At 37.3% G+C, this 23,998-nt stretch carries 18 protein-coding genes; 2 read left to right on the top strand and 16 right to left on the bottom strand.

Annotated elements, in window-relative coordinates; translation table 11 throughout:
• Positions 1 to 529 precede the first annotated feature (529 nt).
• The 13 genes from hepC to H6F45_RS18265 all read right to left on the bottom strand — a co-directional run bounded on the left by hepC (position 530) and on the right by H6F45_RS18265 (position 18,686).
• Positions 530 to 1,243: a heterocyst development glycosyltransferase HepC gene (hepC, locus tag H6F45_RS18205; protein ID WP_190348009.1), complete on the bottom strand. Its 714-nt coding sequence runs from the start codon at positions 1,241 to 1,243 to the stop codon at positions 530 to 532.
• Between the two features lie 947 nt (positions 1,244 to 2,190).
• Entirely contained in the window at positions 2,191 to 4,422 is a 2,232-nt protein-coding gene (locus tag H6F45_RS18210) for a polysaccharide biosynthesis tyrosine autokinase (RefSeq protein WP_190348010.1), read from the bottom strand.
• A gap of 329 nt (positions 4,423 to 4,751) precedes the next feature.
• On the bottom strand, positions 4,752 to 5,852 hold the full coding sequence (locus tag H6F45_RS18215) for a glycosyltransferase (RefSeq protein ID WP_190348011.1): 1,101 nt from the start codon (positions 5,850 to 5,852) through the stop codon (positions 4,752 to 4,754).
• A 641-nt stretch (positions 5,853 to 6,493) separates the two neighbouring features.
• Entirely contained in the window at positions 6,494 to 7,807 is a 1,314-nt protein-coding gene (locus tag H6F45_RS18220) for a Gfo/Idh/MocA family oxidoreductase (protein WP_190348012.1), read from the bottom strand.
• A gap of 1 nt (position 7,808) precedes the next feature.
• Complete coding sequence (gene rfbC, locus H6F45_RS18225; protein WP_137666772.1) at positions 7,809 to 8,354, bottom strand: dTDP-4-dehydrorhamnose 3,5-epimerase; 546 nt, start codon at positions 8,352 to 8,354, stop codon at positions 7,809 to 7,811.
• 96 nt (positions 8,355 to 8,450) lie between these two features.
• Positions 8,451 to 9,299: a phytanoyl-CoA dioxygenase gene (locus H6F45_RS18230; RefSeq protein WP_137666771.1), complete on the bottom strand. Its 849-nt coding sequence runs from the start codon at positions 9,297 to 9,299 to the stop codon at positions 8,451 to 8,453.
• Positions 9,300 to 9,301: 2 nt separating this feature from the next.
• Positions 9,302 to 10,321 (bottom strand): glycosyltransferase family 2 protein, encoded by a 1,020-nt coding sequence (locus H6F45_RS18235; protein ID WP_190348013.1) that lies wholly within the window; start codon positions 10,319 to 10,321, stop codon positions 9,302 to 9,304.
• A 122-nt stretch (positions 10,322 to 10,443) separates the two neighbouring features.
• Positions 10,444 to 11,472, bottom strand: coding sequence for an SDR family oxidoreductase (locus H6F45_RS18240; RefSeq protein WP_096570755.1), 1,029 nt, complete (start codon positions 11,470 to 11,472; stop codon positions 10,444 to 10,446).
• Between the two features lie 153 nt (positions 11,473 to 11,625).
• Positions 11,626 to 12,837, bottom strand: coding sequence for an L-2-hydroxyglutarate oxidase (lhgO, locus tag H6F45_RS18245; protein WP_096570754.1), 1,212 nt, complete (start codon positions 12,835 to 12,837; stop codon positions 11,626 to 11,628).
• Positions 12,838 to 13,034: 197 nt separating this feature from the next.
• Positions 13,035 to 13,811, bottom strand: a complete 777-nt coding sequence (gene rfbF, locus H6F45_RS18250) for a glucose-1-phosphate cytidylyltransferase (protein WP_096570749.1) — start codon at positions 13,809 to 13,811, stop codon at positions 13,035 to 13,037.
• An 880-nt stretch (positions 13,812 to 14,691) separates the two neighbouring features.
• Entirely contained in the window at positions 14,692 to 16,887 is a 2,196-nt protein-coding gene (locus tag H6F45_RS18255) for a tetratricopeptide repeat protein (protein WP_137669116.1), read from the bottom strand.
• Between the two features lie 151 nt (positions 16,888 to 17,038).
• The gene (locus H6F45_RS18260; protein ID WP_096570745.1) at positions 17,039 to 17,821 is read right to left on the bottom strand and encodes a PP2C family serine/threonine-protein phosphatase; all 783 of its coding nucleotides are present in this window, start codon (positions 17,819 to 17,821) and stop codon (positions 17,039 to 17,041) included.
• Positions 17,822 to 18,011: 190 nt separating this feature from the next.
• Positions 18,012 to 18,686, bottom strand: coding sequence for a VWA domain-containing protein (locus H6F45_RS18265; RefSeq protein WP_096570743.1), 675 nt, complete (start codon positions 18,684 to 18,686; stop codon positions 18,012 to 18,014).
• Positions 18,687 to 19,387: 701 nt separating this feature from the next.
• Here H6F45_RS18265 and H6F45_RS18270 point away from each other — a divergent pair.
• Positions 19,388 to 20,752 (top strand): response regulator, encoded by a 1,365-nt coding sequence (locus H6F45_RS18270; RefSeq protein WP_096570741.1) that lies wholly within the window; start codon positions 19,388 to 19,390, stop codon positions 20,750 to 20,752.
• Here the strand turns inward: H6F45_RS18270 and H6F45_RS18275 are convergent.
• Entirely contained in the window at positions 20,736 to 20,942 is a 207-nt protein-coding gene (locus tag H6F45_RS18275) for a hypothetical protein (protein WP_190348014.1), read from the bottom strand. The two genes, H6F45_RS18270 and H6F45_RS18275, sit on opposite strands and share 17 nt — an antisense overlap.
• Positions 20,943 to 21,053: 111 nt before the next feature.
• Here H6F45_RS18275 and H6F45_RS18280 point away from each other — a divergent pair, with 111 nt between their 5' ends.
• Entirely contained in the window at positions 21,054 to 22,352 is a 1,299-nt protein-coding gene (locus H6F45_RS18280) for an ATP-binding cassette domain-containing protein (protein ID WP_190348020.1), read from the top strand.
• Between the two features lie 159 nt (positions 22,353 to 22,511).
• On the opposite strand, the gene H6F45_RS18285 is transcribed toward H6F45_RS18280, so the two are convergent.
• The gene (locus H6F45_RS18285; protein ID WP_096570736.1) at positions 22,512 to 22,898 is read right to left on the bottom strand and encodes a HetP family heterocyst commitment protein; all 387 of its coding nucleotides are present in this window, start codon (positions 22,896 to 22,898) and stop codon (positions 22,512 to 22,514) included.
• A 313-nt stretch (positions 22,899 to 23,211) separates the two neighbouring features.
• Complete coding sequence (locus H6F45_RS18290; RefSeq protein ID WP_096570734.1) at positions 23,212 to 23,796, bottom strand: hypothetical protein; 585 nt, start codon at positions 23,794 to 23,796, stop codon at positions 23,212 to 23,214.
• Positions 23,797 to 23,998 lie beyond the last annotated feature (202 nt).

A 23,998-nucleotide genomic window follows, 5' to 3' on the forward strand; every position in this document is an offset into this window, starting at 1 on the left:
TATCAAAACAGGAAATAATCATCAGTTAGATCAAAAACCTAGAAGAGAATTATATTCAATACTGCATTTAGGTAATTTTGTACATCCAACTTTTAATTAATTTAGTAACGGCTTAACGGGTAAGGTTTAAAGATTTACGGTAAGTATTCAGGATACAGAATACAGGTTTCAGAATGAATGAGAGTTTTCGAGTCATTAGTTCTTGATGAAAAACTTGCTTGAAGTAAATCCCAGCTACAAACAAATATTCTGACTCCTGACTCCTGACTTCTTACGATTTTCGCTTCCCTTTTATCCTTTACCCTTTACCCGCAAAACCGGATAATTATTCAACATTTCTGGAAAATATCTCATTATCCTAGTTTGTATCTCCTGGAATTTATTACAATATAGCAGATTTAAATTTAGTTTCTATCTGCCAGGATGTTATAGGACTCCTATTTGATTTTTGAACAAAACTCCGTACATACTGAAAGCCTTCTTTCCTGTTCCCTACCTCCATGAAAAATTCATGAATCAAATCGGAACACTATATGACTTCGGGTAGTGTATCAAACTGTTGTCTTTGTCCTTCTAAACTGAGCTTGACTGCATCTTCTAAAGACCATAATTGATATTTAATTAAACTCATATCTCCGCGCAAGATGTTAAATAACTTAGGTAAATTATCCAGACCATATTTACGCATCAAAACCCCTAAAAATGAGATGTTCTGTTTTCCCCTTGTACAAAACTTGAGCGATTGAAATAGTTTACCCCGCTCACCAATCTGCCACTCATAAGAAAAAATAAATTCTGGGGATTGTAACCACAAAAGTATAGTTAATCCCAGCATTAAAGGACTAACCAATAGCAACAAAATTAACGCTAAAAGCCAATCAGTTATTCTTTGGATCACCCTGAATAATTGATGACTTTGTTTTGTGAATTGATTCATAGATGATGGGCTGATATATATTGGTTTTTGAGCTTTTTTACAAGCATTTGCCCAAAATTTTAATGCAGCATTACCTAGTTGTGGATCTATGGTTACTAAATTAACAGGAGAATGTTTTAAACACTCTACTAATAATTGTTCGTTATCTAGAGCAGGTAAATATGGTTGTTGTAAATTCACAGAAGACTTCACCAATAGCTGACCCATACGCCACTGAATTGTGCAGTATTGTAATTGATAATTTTTTGGGGACAACTGTGATATGGTGCTGTGTTCTTGTAAACTAGGAAAAATTGAAGTTGTCATAGGTATTTGCGTTTGTACAGTAGCCAATTACTGACCTAAAAATATGAGTTAACCTTTGTGCAATTCTGTAGATATGAAGATGTACAGAAAGCAACAAAAACAGTTAAGCAACAGCAATTAAGATAAATGGAGATTTAGGAAACTTGGTATTTCCTCTAGGTATATGTAGAGTGGAATTACCTTTAGGAACGCTCGCTAAATTAATTTAATTGACGCTACTTAATACTGTTGTAGCTATCACAGGAATCCTCGAATTTCAGTCTGGTGAATTGTTGTCCTCAATTTCTAGAATATAATAAAAACGAGAATTAACTAATGATTAAATCAATTCTTTATTGAGTCTTTAAATAGATAGGTTTTTTTCACACATAATGTTAAGCTATGATGAATCAATATTTTTTCGTGTTAAACATCATACATAAATTCTGTAATTTAAAAACTAACTAATTGGATTAGAAATATAATTATAAGTAGCTCAAACTAAAAAAACTCAGTTCCAAATCCCTGATTTCTTTAAGAAGTCGGGGATCTATACACTTTTTATTTGACGATAATTGCAAAATTATTTTTGGTATTTTGGGAAAAACCCTCAACTCTCAATTCTTGTCTTTTCATGATAAAAAAAGGCAAGGGTAAAAGGATTAACTTCCTTAACCATAAACTTTTTCATATTTACCAAGCCAAATTTTGAGTCGAATATTCACAAAGGTAAGCATTCGGCCATCAGCTATCAGCAAAACTCACAAAAACACAAATTTCAGCCTGTGAATTTATCTACTCAAAGCCTGGTAATCTAGTAAAATTATGATTTTATTAACAACCACTCTACTTACATCTGAAAGCTGTTAGCGTAGCGTGGCATAGCCATTTACTGATTACTGATAGCTGAATACTTACTCACAAAGAAAGTATTGTTGCCACAAAAAGGACCCGTGGAAATCATTGAGCTATTTTTCCACAAATTCTTTTAGCACTAATTGTTGTTGTTTGACATAAGGAACATAAGTGCTATCAGAATTAGATACTCCATTAGCCACAACCCCAATCAGATTTAACTTGCTCAACATTGCTGTAGCTTGGGCTAAATGGTTGCGTGTCACCCTACCAATGCTGGCTACCATAACCACACTCCGACAAGATGAAGCTGTCAGCATTGCATCCACTATACCGATAACTGAAGGAGCATCTATGAGTACCAAATCATAGTTTTCTTCAAATGCTGCCATCAGTTCCATCATGCGTGGAGAACTCAAAAGATGAGCCGGATCTACAGGTATTGGACCAGCAGTTAAAATGTCGATATAGGATGAACCGGAGTATGGAATTCCTATTTGATGAGGAAGGCTAACATCACTGGATAATAGAGTGGACAAACCTTGTTCATTAGGAAGATTCAACTGTTTGTGCAAGCTAGGATCACGTAGGTTAGCATCAATTAAAAGCACCTTTTTATGTAACCTGGCCGCACTCATAGCTAAACCTAAAGTGAAAGCTGACTTACCTTCATCTGGCAATGCTGATGTCACCATCAAAGATTTTAATTCAGAGACATTGTGGAGAAGTTCGATATTTTTATAAATCAAGTCTAGTGATTCCCAACGTGGTGGAGATTGTAAGACTTGAATTGTCCAAGGAGCAAGAACTTCAGGTTTACCAAAAGGCAATTTGATGATTGATTCTTTCGGTTTAGCTGGTGGCAATTTGGGAGTTGTTCCCAACAAAGGTAGAGCAACTTGTTTTTCTAATTCAGCAGTAGTGTGTACAGAATCATCCGATGCTTCTCTAATAAAGGCTGCAACACCCCCTAAAATAAATCCCACTACTGCGCCCAACAAAAGATTTTGTTTGAGATTTGGTCCTAATTGTATGCCTCTTTGTGGTTCTTCCACCACTTCCCAATTAAATCCACCTTTGGCCAGTTCTTGACGTAATTGTTGTTCTGCTCTCAACAGTTGCTCCAATCTTTCCCGACTAAATTCTAATTGAGGAAGTATGCGATTGTAATAAGCCAAGAGAGAGGGAAACCTTTTTAGTTGCGCTCTTAGTTCTTTCTCTTTTTCTGCCAAAGTTTGATCACGGGCGCTTAAAGAAACTATATTGGTTTGAGTTTCTACTAATTCACCTGTGAGGTTAAGGTCAATTTCTCCCAGTTGGCCTTGTTCTAGCAGATTGTCTGCAAAACTGAATGCACTGCTAGACTGTCTCCCTAAAGTTCTACTAACTTCTTTTTGCAAAAGTTCTTTTTGACTGTTCAATTGTTCTTGGAGCTTCTGCACACCGGGAGTATCATCAGTAAAACGTAAGCGTTCCTGTGCTAAAGCTAATTCTGTTTTTTGGATTTCGTTGAGTAAGCCTTGATAACGTGTAGACTGACTGAGACGGGAGGAAACCAAGGCATTCTGAGGAGAACGATTCAACTGTTCCTGCAAAGACCTCTGCTTGGCCACAGCTTCTTCATATTGAGAACGAGTTATTTGTCGCTCTTTCTGGATATTATTTAAGGATTCTTCAATTGCTTTGGCCTGCAACTCTGGATTAATTAAATTCTGGTTTCTCCGAAATCGTTGCAAATTGGCTTCCGATGCGTTCACCTCATCATTAGCTTTTCGCAACTGCTCTCTAATAACTTGCAGACCTCTTTTTAAACGTATATCCTGCTGTTGTTTGTTATATTCAACATAAACTTGCCGAATGGCAGTTAGCACTTTTTGCGTTTTTTCTGGATCACCATCACTATAGTCAACTTGAAAAATTTTAGTAGCGATATTATCTTCTGGAGTCTTGATTTGACTGACGACTAAGTATTTTTTAACTTCCTCTGCTGTGATATTTGGATATTCCGACTTGAGTTTATCAACTGCTTTTTGGATTAGTCCAGAACTCCGCATCAAATTCAATTGTGTCGCTGTGTCAATAACAACGTTAGAATCTGTAAACTGACGTTCTACTGGATCTACTCCTTCTTTTTTGCCTTGATAGTTAGGTTCTACTAACAGTTGCATTGTACTTTGGAAGGTGGGCTTGGTCTTTAAAGTTATGATTCCTGCTAAAGCTGTAGAACTCAGAAATACCAAAACAACCCAGGGGAATCTCCTGACAAACACAGCCAGCATTTGTCCATAACCTGGTTCTTGATCTGCTACTGGAGTTATCTGGGGATTTAGACTAGTTTGAACCACTTTTATTATCCTTCTGTGGGAGACGCTATGCTTAGTTTGCTACCCTTTATCAATTGATAATTGATAATTGACAATTGACAGTTTTTTCATTTGCTCCAGAGGTAATTGTCAATTGTCTATTGTTAATTTTCCATTGTTAAAGGGTCAAGCTAACAAGGTAAATATTCAGCCGTCAGTAATCAGTAATCAGCTATTATCTGGGATTTATAAGCATTTTCAGTGAGGAGTTAGGAATTGATTTTGGTGTCAGTCTCCCCTAAAATTCCTGGAAAATTAGCCTGAAAAGCAGTTTTAGCTGACTGCTGACAGCTGAATGCTTACCTAATAAGTTAAATAAATGAGTGATGCACACCAGCAAATTGAACAAGAATATCCTCAACTTTAGAGAAGAATGCTTGTTCTGAAAAATTGTTTACGGCATGATTACGAATATTTTCGTAATTCCAAGATATTCCTCTAGCCTCTAATAATGCGGCTTGTAGAGAATCGGGTGTTTGTCTCTTAAAAAAAACTCCCGTTTTACCAGGTATTTGAGTATCTAACACCCCACCGGATCCATAGGCAATTACTGGAGTTCCACTAGCATTTGCTTCTACTGGAACTAATCCATAGTCTTCTAAAGCTGCAACAATAATCGACTTAGCACTAGAAAATAAGTCTTTACGTTTGCTATCAGTAACGTGACCTAAAAATTCAATATTGCCTAATGCTTTGGATTTTAACCTTTCTAGTTCGGGTCCGTCACCTGATATTAATAAATTCCACCCTAACCAATTAAAAGCCTCGACTATGATATCAAGACGTTTATAACTTATCATCCGCGCCGATGCCAAGTAGTATTCCTCCTTAGTATCAGAAAAAACAAACTGATTGGTATCAATTGGATAGTTAATCACAATTGCTTGTTTACCGTAAATTTTTTGAATGCGACGGGCAACAACGCTGGAATTAGCAATGTAGAGGTCTGGTTCTTGAGAATATTTCAGGTCTACATTTCTCATCATTGCAAATATTTTTTCAATTAAGGGGGCAAAATAGCGATAGTCTCCATACTCCCTTAAATAAGTTTCTGTATCCCATAGGAAACGAGTGACATTATGACAGAAACAAATGTGCTTTGCCTGTGGTTTTTTACGCACTGCTTTGGCAAAACTTGTACTACTACTGATAATTAAATCGTAGTCTTCTAAATTTAAGGCTCGAAAGGCAGGAAAGTACAGAGGAGCCATCACACGAAAATACTTGGCAGCACCGGGAATATTTTGTAAGAAAGTTGTTTTAACTAAACGTTCACCCAGATCAATTGTTTTTTGAGGATCATACAAGGATGTGAAAATGTCGGCTTCGGGGTAGCGTTTACAAAGCAATTCAAACACTCGCTCTGCCCCACCGCGCTGGGTTAAGTAATCATGGACTAGAGCTATTTTCATGGATGATGCCTTATATGATAGTGTTGACTATTTGACTAAATTATTGGCTGTTGCATCAGGGTGTACAGATGTTAATAATCTCTATGTTTATAGCAGTATTATGTCTGTACTAAACCCGTCCTTAGGTAGTTACAAGCTGCAACGTCAGTGTACCAAGTGTCTGATAGCTTTGGTTAGCCTAGCTATCGCACTGCTAATTTGATGAATGGCAAAACCCACAAGGTTTGTACATTCAATTACATTACTTAATCAGGCATTTATAGTGTTAGTAATTAGTACAACCAAAGGGATTTGACAATACCATTGGCAAACCACGAAAAATCTACTATATAGATATGTTGATATTTCGCTTTTGGTGTTTTTTCAACTAGGTAGATACTTGTTAATAAGAATTTTAATTTTTCCGATCAAACTGGAAGTTGTAACAGAATACCAGGTCAAGTCTGATTGATTTGCTCGCTTTGAACAAAAATATCAATTTGTTCAAATCTTAGTGATAAAAAATTTTCAGCCCCCAACACAAGGGGGCTAAATTTCAGTTTTGATGTAAGTATTCAGCTATCAGTAATCAGCTATTATTGATGATTTTCTTCTTTTTCACTGACTACTGAATGCTTACGTTTTATGGTTAATTTTTTACTTTATTTGACACCTACTAAAGTTTTCGCAGGAGCAAAATAAGCTGTTTGTTCAGCACGTAATCTGTCACAAAGTCTACCTTCTGGTAGTTCTACATCATCATAAGAAATGACTTGATCTTTCTGAATATCTCGTTTTAAACGACATCCTTCTGCTATCCCCATTGGTAGTAAATTTTCTTGCTGTACAATATCGGAATTTTCACATTGTCCATAGGTCATATAATAACCAATGCCATCTAGTGTTTCTCCCGCTTTTAAATCAATTTTGGCTGTAGCAACTACATCTACCACTGGACCAGCTAGGGGAGCTAATACAGCATCATGAAATAATACTGCACGCGCAACGGAAAGGGGAACTTCAAAATGGCAAAGGTGATAGGGAGTATAGAAACTATAAAGGGGTCCTTCACCTAATTTATAAAGATTCAGATAATGTCTTTGTTTGGGGTCTTCATGGGTAGCAAAAACAAATACTCCAGGACTGGGTTTTGTTCCTACTACATAGTCAACAATACCGCCTAATTCTTTGAGTTGATCTATGTCATACATTTTGGTCATTTCATCAACATGACCTGTGTATTCATAGCCTAACATTCCCCGTTTTGCCACTTTCATGCCTGTGCCGTTAGCAACAATTGCTTGTTCAAAGGAAATTTTTGTACCGTCTGCAAAACTTGTCACCATTGCGGGATTTTGTCCCCAACGTTGAGCAAAACCGGCTTGAGTTGTAGGGTTACGATAGGGGTCTTGTAAACCTTTAATATTGCCACACAATAAGGGTGTTAAACCGATGCTTTTCACAAAGCGGTAGAGGTTCATTTCTACCCCTGGTTGATCACCATCACAAGCTGTTAAAATTACGCCAGCGCGGTCTGCATGAACTTTGAGAATTGGTCCAATTGTTCCATCTAATTCTGCATTCATTAAAATGATATGCTTTTGATGGGCGATCGCTCTCATCACTAAATGAGCAGCATATTCAATTGTTCCTGTGACTTCAATGATTGCGTCTATGCCTTCTGCTGCACACAGTAACATTGCATCTTCTGTTACTGCATATCCACCTTGAGCGATCGCATCTTCTAAATCTACTACACTAGAAACAGTTTGAAAATTCTCAATTCCTGCTTCTAAATAAGCTTTTTTCGCTGTATCAATGTGTCGGTTTGCAATCGCAACTAATTCCATTCCGGGAACAGAATTAATAATTTGATTGGCAATTCCCCGACCCATAAAACCAGCGCCAATCATCGCTACTTTTACAGGTTTTCCTAACTCTGCACGGGCTTTTAAAGCTTGATCAACAATAATCATCTTAAACTCCTATTAAAATAGATTCCAATAAAGGCCAATTGCGATCTTTTTCAGATATTTCTGTTACTTCTAAAGGCCAAGAAATATCTAAAAGTGGATCATCAAACCGCAAACCACGCTCATAACCAGGGGTGTAAAATTCACCCACTTGATAAACAACTTCTGCTCCATCTGTTAAGGCTTGATAGCCATGAGCAAACATTTCTGGTACATATAAAGCGCGGCGATTTTCTGCACTCAGTTCTACACCTATATGCGACAGATAAGTAGGAGATTCAGGACGCATATCAATAATTACGTCATAAATTGCCCCTTGAGTACAACGCACTAATTTTGTTTCCGTTGCGGGTGCAATTTGATAGTGCATCCCCCGCAATGTACCTTTTTTATGATTAAAAGAAAGATTGCATTGGGCAACCGTTGGTTTTAACCCATGTTCAGCAAATTCTTGAGCGCAGAAAGTTCGAGCAAAAAAACCACGATGATCTGGTTTTTCTTCTAAGTCAATAATGAATGCTCCAGGAAGATTTGTTTCTGTAAAAATCATAGTTTTTCAAAAAGGTAATGGGTAATGGGTAATGGGTAATTGGAAAACATAAAATTGATTACCCAATTACCAATCACCAATCACTAATATAATTTACTAACCTTTTTCCACAGCTTCAGGGATAAATTGCTTATTGGGTTTGATGAAAGTATCATCATGGTATTGACTACAAAGTTCTGGATGTTTTGGTGGGTTAGCAGTGTATACAAAAAATACAGTTGAACGTTCCTCGCTTCTGACAGTACCATGATGTAAAACATTTCTGGGATCTACAAAAATCACAGTTCCCGCTTTTGCTGTACAATATTTCCATTCGTTTTTAGAAATAAAATTTATCATTTGTTGATCATTAATCCCTAAAAAATTAGACTTCCATAAAGCATAATCTACCCGATAATAATTAAAAAATTCTCTAGGACTTTTTGGCAAGGGTATATATTCAAAAGCACCATGTTTTTCAGTCACATCCTGTAAATAGATAATCACTTTCATCATCCGGCGATCTTCTGAATCTTTATGCCACAGTAATGTTTGTGATTGCTGCTCATTAGGAAAATCTTTTCTGACATGAACACCATGAAAAGCTATAGGTAAACCTATATAGTTTTCGATGATATTTTGCAACCGTTTTTCAATGCCCCAGGTAAAAAATTCTGGTAAGTCTGTAACTGTATAAATTTGGGGTAAACTATACCCTGATTTTACACTTCTAGGACTTTTCATGGTTGCTGCATAATAGTTAGCACTCTCTAACATTTGTGCAGTTGATGGTAATCCTAAATCTTCTAAGGAAGTAATGTAAACACCTTCTCTTTTTAGGGTTTGGGCAATTAATTGTTCCCCAGAACATAACACAGGTAAATTGTGCTTATGTTTAGCTAATGCTACTCGATAATTTAACTCAGAGGTGAGCGTATTTATTTTGTTTTTAAGAGTTTCTAACATAGTCATGATACCGAATTATTCTTTCTGCGAACAATTTGACTTGATGTTTGATGATGACATTCAGCAATTTTTACTTCAGGAGCAGCCATAACTTCTACAGCAGAAATACTGACTACAGCTAAAAAAGGAACAACTGTTTGAATAGCAGAAATTGGCCATCTTCTCAAAGCACCCAAGAAGACTTTTAAATTAACTTGTTGAAAGTTCTGTACCATCATTTGGGCATAGAATCGTTTAGAATATCCATTTTCGTGCAGCTTTAAAACCACTTCGGGAATATGTTTATACTGCATTAACAGCGCAGATTTTTGTTCTTTTTGCCAATAACTGACACCAACAATACATTCTAAATAAGTCTCTTTACTAACTATTACTTTGCCATTAGCAGCACAATAACCAGCTAAATATGCTAAAGATATCCAATTATTAATAGCATTTGGCCAAATTTGCAGAGCGCGTTTTACTAAGTTAGTTCTGTAAATTGAGGATGACAAAAAAATAACTGCTCCTACACTTTTAGTAAAACAATATTCAAATATCGTTTTACCATCTCCTGTACCATCTTCATTATCAACATCAAACCAACGATTACCAACTATTGTCGGTGGATGTACTGCTTCACCAGTAATTTTATTTCTGCCAGAAAAATTGAGAAATAATAATGATAATTCTTGATGTTTTTTCAGTTTATCTAGCACATAACCAATTGCTCTATCTTGGATTGGATCATCATCGCCAATTGTCCAAACATATTTAGTTGTTGCAGAAATTAGGCAATACATGATATTTTTCATTACGCCCAAATTCTCAATATGTCTATTAGATTTAAAATTAACATTTTTGATATTTTCTTGCCATTTTTGGATAACTTCCTGAGTGTGATCACTAGAACAATTATCAGAAACAAATATCTCACACTCAGATTCATAACCTTTAATAGCTTGAGATAACCACTCTAGTTGCTTATCTAGTAAATCTGCACGATTATAAGTGGGAATAGCAATAGTCAGTAATTTATTCATAGTGGAATATTTCTCCTAAAATCCTAGTTTATTATTGACAGCACAGATGGGAAATGCTTATAAAATTCCGAACCAAAAATATTGATTCGGAAATTTAAGTTGATTCTTAATAAATGCCTAGTTTATTTAGTAGTCCAGAAAAAATCATGATCAATTTGTTGAGTACGAATTAAATACTCTAATTGCTTTAATCTGGTAAACCCTCTAAACAAAAAAGTATCTTCAGTCATGTCGATTTGCCGGAATAAATCAAATAACTGTTGAGCGCCTCTTTGAGCATTCCAATCACACTTAAATCCTGGTAAAATTGTATTTATTTTCTCAAAAGATACCCGATAACTACGGTTATCTGAACCGTTATCACCGAAGGTTAATTTACAACCAGGAAAAGTATCAGCAATAATTTCGGCGATTTCTTTCACCCGATAATTATTTTGTGTATCTCCCACATTAAAAACTTGATTATGGACAATATCTCTGGGTGCTTCTAACGCACAAACAATGGATTTACAAATATCCAAAGCGTGAACTAATGGCCGCCAAGGTGTACCATCGCTGGTCATTTTAATTTCTTTTGTTGTCCAAGCTAAACCAGACAAATTATTTAAAACAATATCAAATCGCATTCTGGGAGAAGCACCAAAAGCGGTAGCATTTCGCATGAAGGTAGGAGAGAAATCATCATCAGCTAATGGTTTAATATCTCTTTCTACTAATGTTTTACATTCAGCGTAAGCTGTTTGAGGATTTACAGGTGATTCTTCGGTTACATCCCCTTCACTAGCTACACCATAAACGCTGCAAGAAGACATATAAATAAAGCGACGCACACCCATTGTTTTCGCTAAGTTAGCTAATCTTACAGAACCTAAATGATTAATTTCATAAGTAATATGAGGTGCTAATTGTCCGGTAGGATCGTTAGAAAGTTCCGCCATATGAACAATTGCTTCTACACCTTCTAAATCTTCAGGTGCAATATTACGAATATCTTTGTTGAGGGTTTTAGCTGTGATTTCAGTTCCGTTATATAGCCAACCTACCTTATAAAAACCTGTGTCTACTCCGATAACTTCATGACCTTTTGCTGTTAATAAGGGAGGTAATAAAGAACCTAAATATCCTTCTGTTCCTGTGACTAATATTTTCATGGCTTTTAAATTTTTCCAGGTGTGCAATTATGTTTTTTATGCTGAATTTAGAGCATGAATAATTAACCGCAATTTAATCTAGAAATTAATCTAGAAGTTAATCTAAAATGCGGGTTAATTGAGATGATTTTTCCAAAAATCCTGATCTGGATTTTAAGCAACTAAGCTTTTTAAATGAGCTTGTTCTGGAATTTGGTTAACTACTGCTTTACCAATTTCTAAAGAAGATGTAGCTGCGGGTGAGGGAGCATTGCAAACATGAACAGAGTTTTCACCTTGAATGATTAAAAAATCATCAACTAAAGAACCATTGTTCATTAATGCTTGAGCGCGAACTCCTGCATGGGTAGGGACTAAATCTTCTGCTTGCACTTCGGGAATGAGTTTTTGTAAACTTCTCACAAAAGCAGCTTTACTAAAGGAGCGAATTATTTCTTTAATTCCTTCATCTGCGTGTTTTGCTGCTAGTTTCCAAAAACCAGGATAGGTGATTACTTCTGTAAAGTCTTTTAAGTTAAAGTCGGTTTTTTTGTAACCTTCTCTTTTGAAACTTAAAACTGCATTAGGACCAGCATGAACACTGTTATCAATCATGCGGGTAAAATGCACACCTAAAAAGGGAAATTCTGGGTTAGGAACTGGATAGATGAGAGTTTTGACCAAATAGCGTTTTTCGGGGGTGAGTTCATAATATTCGCCCCGGAAGGGAACGATTTTAGCTTCAGGGTTAGCTTTACCTAATTTTGCAATGCGATCGCTATGTAATCCGGCACAATTAATCACAAATTTTGTTTCAAAACTCCCCTGATTAGTTTCTAATATATGATTTGTACCACTCCGGGAGATTTCCATAACTTTGGTATTGAGGCGTAAATCTCCACCTTGATTGTTTATCAGTTCAGCGTATTTTAAACAAACTTGTTTGTAATTAACAATTCCTGTGGAAAATACCCTAATTGCACCTACACAACTCACATGAGGTTCAATTTCTCGAACTTCTTCAGGACTAATTCTTTTGACTTCTATACCATTTTCTAAACCTCTTTGGTAAAGTTTTTCCAGACCCGGTAATTCTGTATCATCAGTGGCAACAATTACCTTACCACAAATGTCATGATCAATATTATGCTTTTGACAAAATTCTACCATTGAGCGACTACCGTCACGGCAAAATTTCGCTTTGAAACTACCTGGTTTGTAGTAAACTCCTGAATGGATTACACCGCTATTATTACCGGTTTGGTGAAATGCCCATTGGCTTTCTTTTTCTAATACTAAAATTCTCGCATCAGGATAGCGTGAACCTAAAGCCATCGCTGTAGATAGTCCTACTATTCCACCGCCGATAATGGCAAAATCATACATGATTAATTGTTCCCTAATCGAAAATCTACAGTCAGGAGTCAGGAGTCAGAATATTTATTTGTCCCAGGAATCCACAAAATCAAGTTTTTTCATCAATGAAATCAATGATCAAAAATGAATCAAAAACTCTAATTTATTTTGCATCCTGTATTATCCTGAATATTTACCCAAAATCCAAAATCTAAAATCTAAAATTCTTATTCCCACACTTTCCAAGGAGCTTGATTATTTTTCCATAGCTCCTCTAAATATTGTTTATCTCTTAAAGTATCCATTGGTTGCCAAAATCCATCATGTTTGAAAGCTGATAATTGTTCCATTTCTGCTAACTTCTCTAATGGTTCTTTCTCCCAAACTGTGGAGTCATCAGCAATAAAATTAATTACTTCTGGTTCAAGAACAAAATAACCACCATTGATCCAAGCACCATCACCTTCTGGTTTTTCTTTAAAACTGGTAATTTTAGTTTGTTCTTGTCCTAAAGAAATTGCTCCAAACCGTCCTGCTGGCTGTACTGCACTCAGTGTAGCTAAACTTTTTTGTTCTTTATGAAATTTGATTAATTCGGTGATATTTATATCGCTGACACCATCACCATAGGTAAAGCAAAAAGTGTCATTACCAATGTGTTCTCTCACTTTTCTTAAACGTCCACCAGTCATGGTATTATCACCTGTATTGACCAAGGTAACACGCCAAGGTTCAGCATATCCAGAATGGATACTCATCTGGTTAAATCTCATGTCAAAAGTTACATCGGACATATGTAAGAAGTAGTTAGCAAAATATTCCTTGATGATGTAACCTTTGTATCCGCAACAAATGATAAAGTCATTAATACCATGAGCCGAGTATATTTTCATGATATGCCAAAGAATTGGCTTACCTCCAATCTCAACCATTGGCTTAGGTCTGATACTGGTTTCTTCACTGAGGCGTGTACCAAGACCCCCAGCCAAAATTACTGCTTTCATGCAATTTACCTCAAAAATTTGCCGATAGGTGATGATTTGAGTTCGGGATGAAGAGAATGTACAGGAAATAGAGAAACAATGAACTTCTGTAAGAATTCAAGATTCATGATTTTGAGCGTTTTAGCCGCAACACATCTAAAATTCTCGTTCTGGAATTTGAATCCTTACGAATTTTTATATTTTTCCCTAGAAAGAATCTAAAATTAATTTAACTGTAAAATGCTGAATAATTATGAAGAACAAGTAAATTTAAAACAATTTATATGTAAAAAAATCATGAATTACAGTAAGAAAAATTTTAGTTTTATACAATCCAAAAAATCAACTAATATAAAATAACTAGCATCAAACATTGCCTACCTCCAGAAGTATGATTTCTTCTTAACAAACAAAAAAATGCTAGTATCACAAAAGTCAGGAGTCTGTAGGGGTTTAGCAGTGCTAATTAGGGTTTGCTGATAGCGTAGCGTGGCGTTAGCCATATAAATCCGAAAACTTTACAGGTAAAGGGTTTTAGCTATTTTGACTTGTACTGAGCGACTTGTACTGAGCCTGTCCTGAGCCTGTCCTGAGCCTGTCCTGAGCGGTGTCGAAGGGCGGTGTCGAAGGGCGGTGTCGAAGGGCGGTGTCGAAGGGCGCAGTCGAAGTAAGCCGAAGTGCTTTCAAAAAGTGCCAGCTTTTATGAGGTGGTAACTGAAAAACCTTGCACTTAATTCCTACTTAAAGAAAAAATCGTTCCTATCCAACTCTTGAAACTGTCACCGTGGCGTAGCACCTGTCACCTGTCACCTAGCCTAATTTGTTTTTTTCTGACTAGCTACTTAAACCCCTACAGGAGTTAGGAGTCAAGAGTAAAAATCTCTTATTTTGGAAGAAAATTTTAGCGATCAATTGGGTCAAAAATAATTGAGCTTTGGAATAAAGCATCACATTTTTTGGCTACCATTACGCAAATGTTACTCAGGGCTTGCTGATAGTTATCCATGTCCTCTTGTTCCAGGTAAATTTGAGCAGATTTTTCTAAATCTTCCATGGCTTGTGCATGATTTTCTTCAACTTTACTTTCCCCGTATTGAGCCAATTCATAATAAACCATTCCCCGTTTGAGGTAAACTTTAGCCATCTGGGGATTAATATTTAATGCTTGATTAAAATCTGCGATCGCCTGATTGTATTCTTGATCATAATTACTGCTATATTGGGCAAATTGATAACGAGCCAGACCGCGATGGAAGTAAGCTTCTGCTTGGGAAGCATTCAGTTGAATTGCCTCTGTAAAATCAGCAATTGATTTTTGATATTCTTGTTGAAAATTATTGCTATATTTAGCTATTTGAGAACGGACAATACCCCGTCTAATATAAGCTTCCGTGTCACGGTTATTGATGTTGATAGCTTGATTAAAGTTTTGGATAGCTTTCTGATACTCTTGGTCAGGATCATTACTATACTCGGCCAGCATATAGTAGGCATTGCCCCGATTTACAAATGCTTTAACTTCCTGGGGATTAATTTTTAGGGCTTGGTTATAATCTGCCAATGCTCCTTCATAATCATTCAGATTGTAGCGAGAATTACCCCTATGGATATACAATCTAGAAAAATTAGGATTTTTTTTGATACCTTGGGTAAAATTTTCAATTGCTTGCTCATAGTCTCGTTTTCGATAAGCAGCGTTACCACGATCATAGTAATCTAAATAAGACAGATTTTCCTCTTGAGGATGATTATTTTCTTGGCGAGAAATCAAGCTTTGTTGAGTGTAAGGATTTTGGGAAACAAAGGGACGAGTAAATTTAATCATTAAGTCCAAATACCCCAATAAACCCAAACCCAACAGGCTAAACATAATAGTATAAAACCTTGACTTTTGAGTAGTCTTGGGAGGTTGATAAATAGAAAAATTTTGGGTAAAGACTGGTTGCCAATGATGTAGCGGTGATGCAGAAATCACAGGTCGGCGTGAACGAGGATTTTGTGTGTGGCGCTTTTTAGATTTTCGTCGGGGTTTGAGATGTTCTTTAGAAGCGATCGACTCCAGTGATGGAAAAGGATCACGTCCACCTAAACGCGCCGCACGTTCACACCAAGGACACTTGTCGAGATGATTATGGTAGCGATGCTGGGGGTTAGCAGTACAAGTAACAAGACTCTCTTCAGCGGTGGTTAAAACTGACAACCAAGTTTGAGCAGCAGGACGCAAGTGAGGGTTGTGATGCCCATCCTCAAAACAACGCACAAACAAATCCCGTAAACCGGGAGCGAGCATTTCCCAAGCAGGTGCTATGGGGGTAGGTAAATAGGGAACTTGTTGCCTTTGACTATAAGTAAAATGACCAGCAACGATTCGGACTTCGTAAGTTGGTGGATCAAACTGACCTTGAAAAATCCCGGAAAATGGGTGAGTACCTTCCATTAATAATTGAAATATCAGCACCCCTAACCCAAATAAATCATGGTAAATTTCCCGATCATAGTCAGCAAAAGTTTTATTCTGTAGTTCTGGTGGAGTATACTCTGGTTTACCAACTGCACAACGATAAACAATGTTTTGCTGTGGATCACGAACTTGAAATGAATCTGTATCTACCAAAGTCACTAAGGCAGTATCACTAACTAAAATATTTGACTCATTAACATCACCAATACAATACTGGCTCGCGTGTAAAGCTGCAAAAGCTGCGGCCAAATTACGAGCAGTCCTAAGTAAATACTGATAATTAAATAAAGGACAATTTAGGCGACGGGTTCCCGGATGATAAAAGTCCATGATCGGACGCATCCCCCGAATCCGGGGCATTAAAAAGCCGACGATACTACCACTACCATCCGCAGCTTGTAACAACTCCTGAGGCCAAGCAATGGAAATATGCCCCAAATTAGCTGTTGGGTTTTCTGGGGGGTTGGCAATCATGGTCTGAAGTTTGTGAGCATGGGTCAGAATTGGTTTGTGATATATTTTGGCCACTAAATTTTCATCTGATGGCACGGCATAGACACAGGCTTCACCCCCACGTCCCAAATTGACCGTGAGATTGAGAATTTCTTTCTGCCCAAGAGAACGAAGTACCTGCATAGTGAAATGACTGTTAACAGTGGTTATTGAAAGGGAATGGGGATTGAAGTACAGACGACCTGATCGGTCGTCAATACGAAATTAAGAATTTAAAAAACGCTGAATCTGAAACTGACAGTCTGGACTATCAACCCTACCCAATAAACATTGTTTATGAATTGCTTAGTGCTGCTATGATAAGAGTCAAATCATCATCTGTGCGATTAGTAATTCTTTCAGAGCATAAAAATTTGACTAGTTGCTCTTTGGCAACGACCTTATCTTCAGCATTGGCTACAAAGTCGAATAAAGGAAAAAAGAATGGTTTGTGGGGTTCACCAACAAGCATATTCAAAGCCAGCATTTGTAGTCCATCAGTGAGAACGCCGATATTAACTATGTGCTGACGCAAAATTTTTATCTGGGTTGTAGTTAAGGCATCAGGTGAAGTCAAAAATGTGGTTTCGTTAATGTATTCACCCCTATTAGGGATTGTCAGCGCCTGTAAGTTACCTGTACTATCCTTGGCTACAGCTAAACCATCACCGATTTGGGCTACTGCTACAACTTTTGGTGTGGCGATCGCAATAATTAAGGTAGTTGCTAAATCTGATGACTGATGTTTGCAGGCCACTGCCTCATCTTCTACTGCTTTTTTAGCAGCTAACATGGCATCAGTTAACAAATTACGCAAAAGAGTATCCTCAGTAAAGGTACTGTGAGTAATTTCGCAATTTGAAATATGTTCTATTGCTGTTTCTACAGCAATCATCGCTCCCACTTTTCCCAAAGTTGCTGAACCAGCCCCATCTGCTGCTGCTGTCACTAAGACATTATTTGGCAATATCTGCCAATGGTGAGCATCCTGACATAACTGCTGGTTTTTAATGTGGCTAGTTCCACATACCGAAGCGGCTACTATCCGCCATTGAGGAATCTGTTTTGGTGTGTTCATAAATTTTTTCTCACAGCTATAGCAGGTGATAGGTGACAGGTGACAGGTGACAGGTGACAGGTGACAGGTGACAGAGTGGAAAGTTTGCTTGTATATTAGTTTTGTCAATGGCTTACGCCATGCTGCGCTATCAGTTCGTGAACTACCACCTGAGTTGTTGCTATAACTGCTAACTGATAACTGATAACTGTTAAACAGACCCCCAACCGATTGGTGGTAGTGCTACTTGCTCGTCTACTTTGGAATGGGAAACCGCTGACATACTTGCTGAAAGCCAAACAAACATTTCAATAAAGTTTAACCCTTTAAGTTTCAGGGGAGTACGTACAGCTATTTGACTTAAACGGTTCATATTAGCATTTTCTACTCCTACCGTAAAAAAGGCAACACGTTTATTCGCCTCATCTCCTTGTAGCCTCTGTATTGCTTGTTCTATAACATCATCTAGCTCACCTTGTGGCTCACCATCTGTAATCATAAATACCCAAGGACGGTAGTAAGCAATGCCATTGGCACGATACTGAGATTTGCGTTCTTGAATTATTTCTAACGATTTATTAATTCCTGCCCCCATTGTCGTTAGTCCTTGGGCTGTTAGAATAGGTGGGTTGAATTGGTCTGCTGTTACAAAGTCTTGCACAATATTGACATGACTATCAAAAGTAACAATTGCTACTTCTACCCTTCTAGCTGCCAATGAATTTTTTAGTAGCTCATCCTTAAAACTCAGTAGGCCTTGATTTAAAGCCTCAATCCTTTCTCCTTGCATGGAGCCAGATGTGTCTAGCAATAGCACGCACGGACAACGTGGTTCTGGGTTTTCTGCAAATTCTACAACTTCATCTAGTTTTAATGTATCCAGCATAACCTTTTGTGTTATGTTATAGTCCAAAGCGTTACTTTCCCTTGCTCAAAGTATCATAGTCTCCCAGACTAGTACAACTACAAGTATGGTATTTTGCGGTAGATGGATAAAAATTCATCCATGCAAATTATTCCAATCAAATTATCTATTTCAGGAAACTTGAATCACCATATACTTTAGTTAAAGCTAATTAATCAGGGGGAGAAACATTATTTTTGGGTAGATAACCTATCTATCATTTATATCCAAATCATTAAGAATATAATATTCAATATATACATTTCTAAGAAATAAAAATTTAAAGATTTTATGTGGAAAATTTGCTAATTATCAACCAATCAGGAAACACAGTTAATACCGCAATGGGAAAATGTGTACCCTGTAATAATGAGAACAGAAAGTTTTACTCTTCTGGAAAATAGGAAAATATTTGACAGTCTAGTATTATTATGTAATTCACGGAGGATTAATTGATATAGCTGGAGGTAGATTTATGATATTTCATCATCAATTAGTTGGTTGATAGAGAAATATGAAAATAAGTGAAGGGAGAAAAACCTTTACCTTTGACCCAAACCAACTTACTAATTCCCATTTCTTGACCGAGCAGTATTGAGACATATTTCACCTAATCCAGAAATTCATTATTGCTCCAGACTCAATCAATAGTAAAGCAATTTTTCTTTAAAAACTGTAAAAATATGAATAATACTGGCACATTTACCAAACTATCTCCTAAACGTTTATTAAGACAGTTAAGCAATTCTTCTGACACTACTTGTTTACAAGTTTTAAACAATTCAGTGCTATGGTCAATATACTTAGACCAAGGCAAAATTATCTATGCCACTCATTCAGTAGAACCCTTTGATAGACTGGAACGGCATATACGTCGTCTAAGTCAGCAAATTCCCGTAATGAGTAATGAACTTCGTGTACAATTACGCATGACGTTTGAACCTGACTGGCAAACTCAGTTAATTGAACGTAGTGATGATGAACACCAACAACCGCCGGAATATCAAGCTATTTATTGGTTGGTGAATGAAAAACATTTACTCTCTCACCAAGCTGCGTTACTGATTCAAGAGTTAGTAAAAGAGGTAATCGAATCATTTTTGTTGATTAGAGAAGGCACGTTTGAATTAACAGCAACAGTTAATAGCCTACCGAAAATTTGCAAACTTGATGTTGATAGTATTATGGAACACTGCAAAAATCGGTTGCAAAATTTGCAGTCTTTCGCTCCTCAAATCTCTTCTCCTTATCAGCGTCCATACCTGTTGATTAACAGTAAATTTTATGATAAACAATTACCAGAATTACAGCAAAATATCACTACCTGGATGAAGGGTTTTAGCCTGCGTCATTTGGCAGTAATTATGAATCTCGATGAGGTGGAACTGGCTCGAACTTTATACCCGCATATCCTTCAGGGTTCGATTATTTTGCATGAACCGGATCCTCCATTCGATAAATTACCTAAAACCTTTGAAGATGTTTCACTAGCTCCTAGATACAGCACAATCAGAATTAATGGCAAATCGTTTAAGGTAGAAGCATCACCATCCATTACCCTGGGAGAGAACCCTGTACCTCAAGTTTCTGCTTTACCAAAAGAAAACCTTGAGCAATCAACCATACCCAATAACATACTAACTAATGGGGAAAACGTAACCGCTGCTACCATAACCGCTAAAAAGCCTTACAAAATTATTTCTGTAGATGATAGTCCGACGGTTCTCAAAGAAATCAGCCGTTGTTTGGAAGATGAAAATGTTGCTGTAGTAACTATTAATGATCCAATCAAAGCAGTGATGTCTATCATTAGGCATAAACCCGATTTGATTTTATTGGATCTGAATATGGCGGGAATTGATGGTTATGAGTTATGCCGAATTATTCGTAATAATTCAATGTTTAAGGAAATTCCCATTATTTTTGTGACTGGTAGTAAGGGAATTATTGATAAGGTGAAAGCAAGAATGGTCGGAGCTTCTGGTTATTTAACTAAACCTTTTACTCGTGCGGAACTGTTAAAAATGATTTTCATGCACTTGGCGTAAAGGTGACTGGGGAATGGTGACTGGTGACTGGTGACTGGGGACTGAGGACTGAGGACTGGGGACTGGGGACTGGGGACTGGGGACTGGTGACTGGGGACTGGGGACTGGTGACTGGGGACTGGTGACTGGTGACTGGTGACTGGTGACTGGTGACTGGGTTAAGATGAATAACCCAATTCCCAATTCCCAATTCCCAATTCCCAATTCCCAATTCCCAATTACCCATTACCCATTACCCATTACCAATTACCCATTACCAATTACCCATGACCCATTACCCATTACCCATTACCTGAGAACTGTGGCACAAGTTGTATTAGAAAACGTTTATAAAAGTTTCCCTCCCCGGAAGGGGGAAAGTGTGAAGACACAGCAGTCATCACCAGAAAAAGAGGGTGCAGATAGTATTAATGTCCTCAGACGCATTAATTTAACCATTGCTGATGGTGAATTTATGGTGTTGGTGGGACCTTCTGGTTGTGGTAAAAGTACCTTGCTGCGGCTAATAGCAGGGTTAGAGGTGATGACTGGGGGTAATATTTGGGTGGGCGATAGCGCCAGCGCGCCCGCAGGGCTTCGCCTAATTAATGACTTACCCCCCAAAGCGCGAGACATTGCAATGGTGTTCCAAAATTACGCCCTTTACCCCCACATGAGTGTTTATGACAACATTGCTTTTGGGTTACGTCGTCGTTTGGGAAATGGTGAAACAATTTCTACCCGTAATTTTCGTACATGGGGAGAGAATCTACTTGTGGGAGTGACTAAAAAACTACCCAAAGGACTGCGTTATCTTTCTCCAAAAGAACGCACAATAGAACAACAAGTGCTGAATGTTGCCCAATTATTACAAATTGAAAATTTATTAAATCGCCTACCTAAACAGTTATCAGGAGGACAAAGACAAAGGGTAGCATTAGGGAGAGCGATCGCCCGAAATCCTCAAGTATTTTTAATGGATGAACCCTTATCTAATTTAGATGCTAAATTACGGGCAGAAACCCGCACCCAAATTGTTAAATTACAGCGTCAGTTGGGGACAACGACAATTTACGTTACCCATGATCAAACTGAAGCTATGACAATGGGCGATCGCATTGCCATCATGTCTGGGGGACAAATTCAACAAGTCGCCCCTCCTTTAGAACTATATAATTATCCTGCTAACCGCTTTGTAGCCGAATTTATTGGTTCACCACCAATGAATTTTATTCCGGTAGAATTTCATGCACCTTTATTAATTACCCATGCTAATTTTCGCTTTACCCTCCCAGATGTATGGGGAAAAGCATTACAAAAATACGATGGACAAACTGTAATTTTAGGTATTCGTCCAGAACACTTAATGTTAAGTGTACCAGCTACCAAAAATTTACCAGTTAAAGTAGATTTAGTAGAGAATTTAGGAAACGATAGTTTTCTTGCTGTAAGAATATATAACCCTGATTTACCAAATACAGATGGTCAAACTTTACAAGTACGAGTTCCTCCAGATAGATTTATCAGTTTGGGTGAGCAACTTTGGTTATCATTAGTTTCTGAAAAACTCCACTTTTTTGACCTAGAAACCGATTTAGCCATATTTCCCAAAGGTAGGTAATAGGCGACTGGGGAGAAAAATTTTAGATTTTAGATTTTAGATTTTAGATTGGAGTTGACAAAAATAAATAATCCAAAATCCAAAATCCAAAATCCAAAATAAATAGCTCCTGACTCCTTGAACTTTGATTCTGAGATTATTAACTATCATCATTATCGGTTATGCCGATTTCTTATCCCTATGGCTATTACGGACTTCTACTTTTTGCTTACCAGCAACTTCCAGATAAGCTAAATCTTTAATTTTCTTGCTCAAGCTGCTAGGTGCTAAATGACTCTCTGACCTTTTCTCTGTTGGTGATGGAGCAATTTTCAAATTTTCATTCTGTTGAGGGTTAGACCGACTATTGCGAGAGTTTTCTTTGAGTAGTCGGTTATAAGTACGGTAAGGAATGTAATGCAAAGGATTGTAACCAACAAACCGCAACATTAACACACAAGCCCAAGAATACTTACCAGCGAGAATTGCTTCTATTACTTGGTCAAACTGTTCAGGATTGATTTTTTTGTCAGGGAGTCCACTATTTCCAGAAATGCCTTGATTCATAGTACGTTTGAGTTTTATTTCAATGAGGTAAATTGTCGAGTTTCTTCGAGTTTTATTGTCAAGTGCTATTTACAACTGCAATACACAAACTGCAATACACAAACTGCAATATCAGTTCACCACACCAACATTTACCAGTTGATCGCAGGAAGTGATATCGTACCTTCACCCAGTAATTTTGGTTTGGTTGATGACTATTTGTGAAACAGTTGTTGAATTAATTACAGGAATATATTGGTAATAGACCAGTAGCAAATGTTGAAAAATATAGATTCACCTTTTCCACAGGCACATCCAGAAATTTTACAACTTCTCAGCAGTTCCCGTAATTAAGAGCAAAAAAGCTATTCCTAAAACTGCTCTGTTGTGTTCGCTGCATCCAGATACGGTGAAGCAAAGTTTTAGTTTTGGCAATTTTTACTGCTAACTGGTTCGTTGTCTGTAGGTTTGGGAGCAACTTCCATAAACTAACTTTCAAAACTAAGCTGCTTGGGGTTGCTTGTTCTGCTCTAGCTTTTATCTTCCCCAGTGTCTTAGTTATTAAAGTTGTGATTTGCGTTGTGATTTGCGTTGTGATTTGCTTTCCTGGGATGTTATTGACTTGTGCTATCTTGCCTATACACTCCCACATCACAACTCTGGGTAAAAAATCTAATTTCTTCTCCCAAACTACATCAACAAAGGCTGAAAGTGCTTTATTCTCCCAGGATGTTGACTTGTTGCTTTTATTTTTAATTAATACGTCACTACTTTGGGGTAGGACTGATAAATTTACCGTTGGTGAAAGTACGAGACTTTCCCCGGATGCCTGACGAAAATGTAAATCAGAGCGTTGTATCCCTAAATTACCTCGTGGGCTTGGTGTTTCGACTGCATTTGACCTGATGATTTGTTTCATGACCTGACCTGTGATTGAAAACCTGACTGTTTTTAATCAAGTCTGTTTGCTGCTTTGCTGTATTGACCCTGTTGTACAGTTTTGTAACCTCGTCGCTGTGGTTGCTGGTGAAAGCAACTGCTATTGGTTACTTGTGTTCTGTGATTTTTGCTGACTCCTGAAAGAAAGGAAAAAATTTACCATCTTTCTGTAATTCAGCGGG

Source organism: Sphaerospermopsis sp. FACHB-1194 (genome assembly GCF_014696235.1).
Taxonomy (GTDB): domain Bacteria; phylum Cyanobacteriota; class Cyanobacteriia; order Cyanobacteriales; family Nostocaceae; genus Sphaerospermopsis; species Sphaerospermopsis kisseleviana.

Bases quoted from the DNA above. Each gene is read 5' to 3' on its own strand.
- H6F45_RS18240 (WP_096570755.1), bottom strand. From the start codon at position 11,472: ATGAAAATATTAGTCACAGGAACAGAAGGATATTTAGGTTCTTTATTA.
- hepC (WP_190348009.1), bottom strand. From the start codon at position 1,243: ATGACAACTTCAATTTTTCCTAGTTTACAAGAACACAGCACCATATCA.
- H6F45_RS18290 (WP_096570734.1), bottom strand. From the start codon at position 23,796: ATGAAACAAATCATCAGGTCAAATGCAGTCGAAACACCAAGCCCACGA.
- H6F45_RS18235 (WP_190348013.1), bottom strand. From the start codon at position 10,321: ATGAATAAATTACTGACTATTGCTATTCCCACTTATAATCGTGCAGAT.
- H6F45_RS18270 (WP_096570741.1), top strand. From the start codon at position 19,388: ATGAATAATACTGGCACATTTACCAAACTATCTCCTAAACGTTTATTA.
- lhgO (WP_096570754.1), bottom strand. From the start codon at position 12,837: ATGTATGATTTTGCCATTATCGGCGGTGGAATAGTAGGACTATCTACA.
- H6F45_RS18265 (WP_096570743.1), bottom strand. From the start codon at position 18,686: ATGCTGGATACATTAAAACTAGATGAAGTTGTAGAATTTGCAGAAAAC.
- rfbF (WP_096570749.1), bottom strand. From the start codon at position 13,811: ATGAAAGCAGTAATTTTGGCTGGGGGTCTTGGTACACGCCTCAGTGAA.
- H6F45_RS18230 (WP_137666771.1), bottom strand. From the start codon at position 9,299: ATGTTAGAAACTCTTAAAAACAAAATAAATACGCTCACCTCTGAGTTA.
- H6F45_RS18220 (WP_190348012.1), bottom strand. From the start codon at position 7,807: ATGATTATTGTTGATCAAGCTTTAAAAGCCCGTGCAGAGTTAGGAAAA.
- H6F45_RS18215 (WP_190348011.1), bottom strand. From the start codon at position 5,852: ATGAAAATAGCTCTAGTCCATGATTACTTAACCCAGCGCGGTGGGGCA.
- rfbC (WP_137666772.1), bottom strand. From the start codon at position 8,354: ATGATTTTTACAGAAACAAATCTTCCTGGAGCATTCATTATTGACTTA.
- H6F45_RS18285 (WP_096570736.1), bottom strand. From the start codon at position 22,898: ATGAATCAAGGCATTTCTGGAAATAGTGGACTCCCTGACAAAAAAATC.
- H6F45_RS18260 (WP_096570745.1), bottom strand. From the start codon at position 17,821: ATGAACACACCAAAACAGATTCCTCAATGGCGGATAGTAGCCGCTTCG.
- H6F45_RS18255 (WP_137669116.1), bottom strand. From the start codon at position 16,887: ATGCAGGTACTTCGTTCTCTTGGGCAGAAAGAAATTCTCAATCTCACG.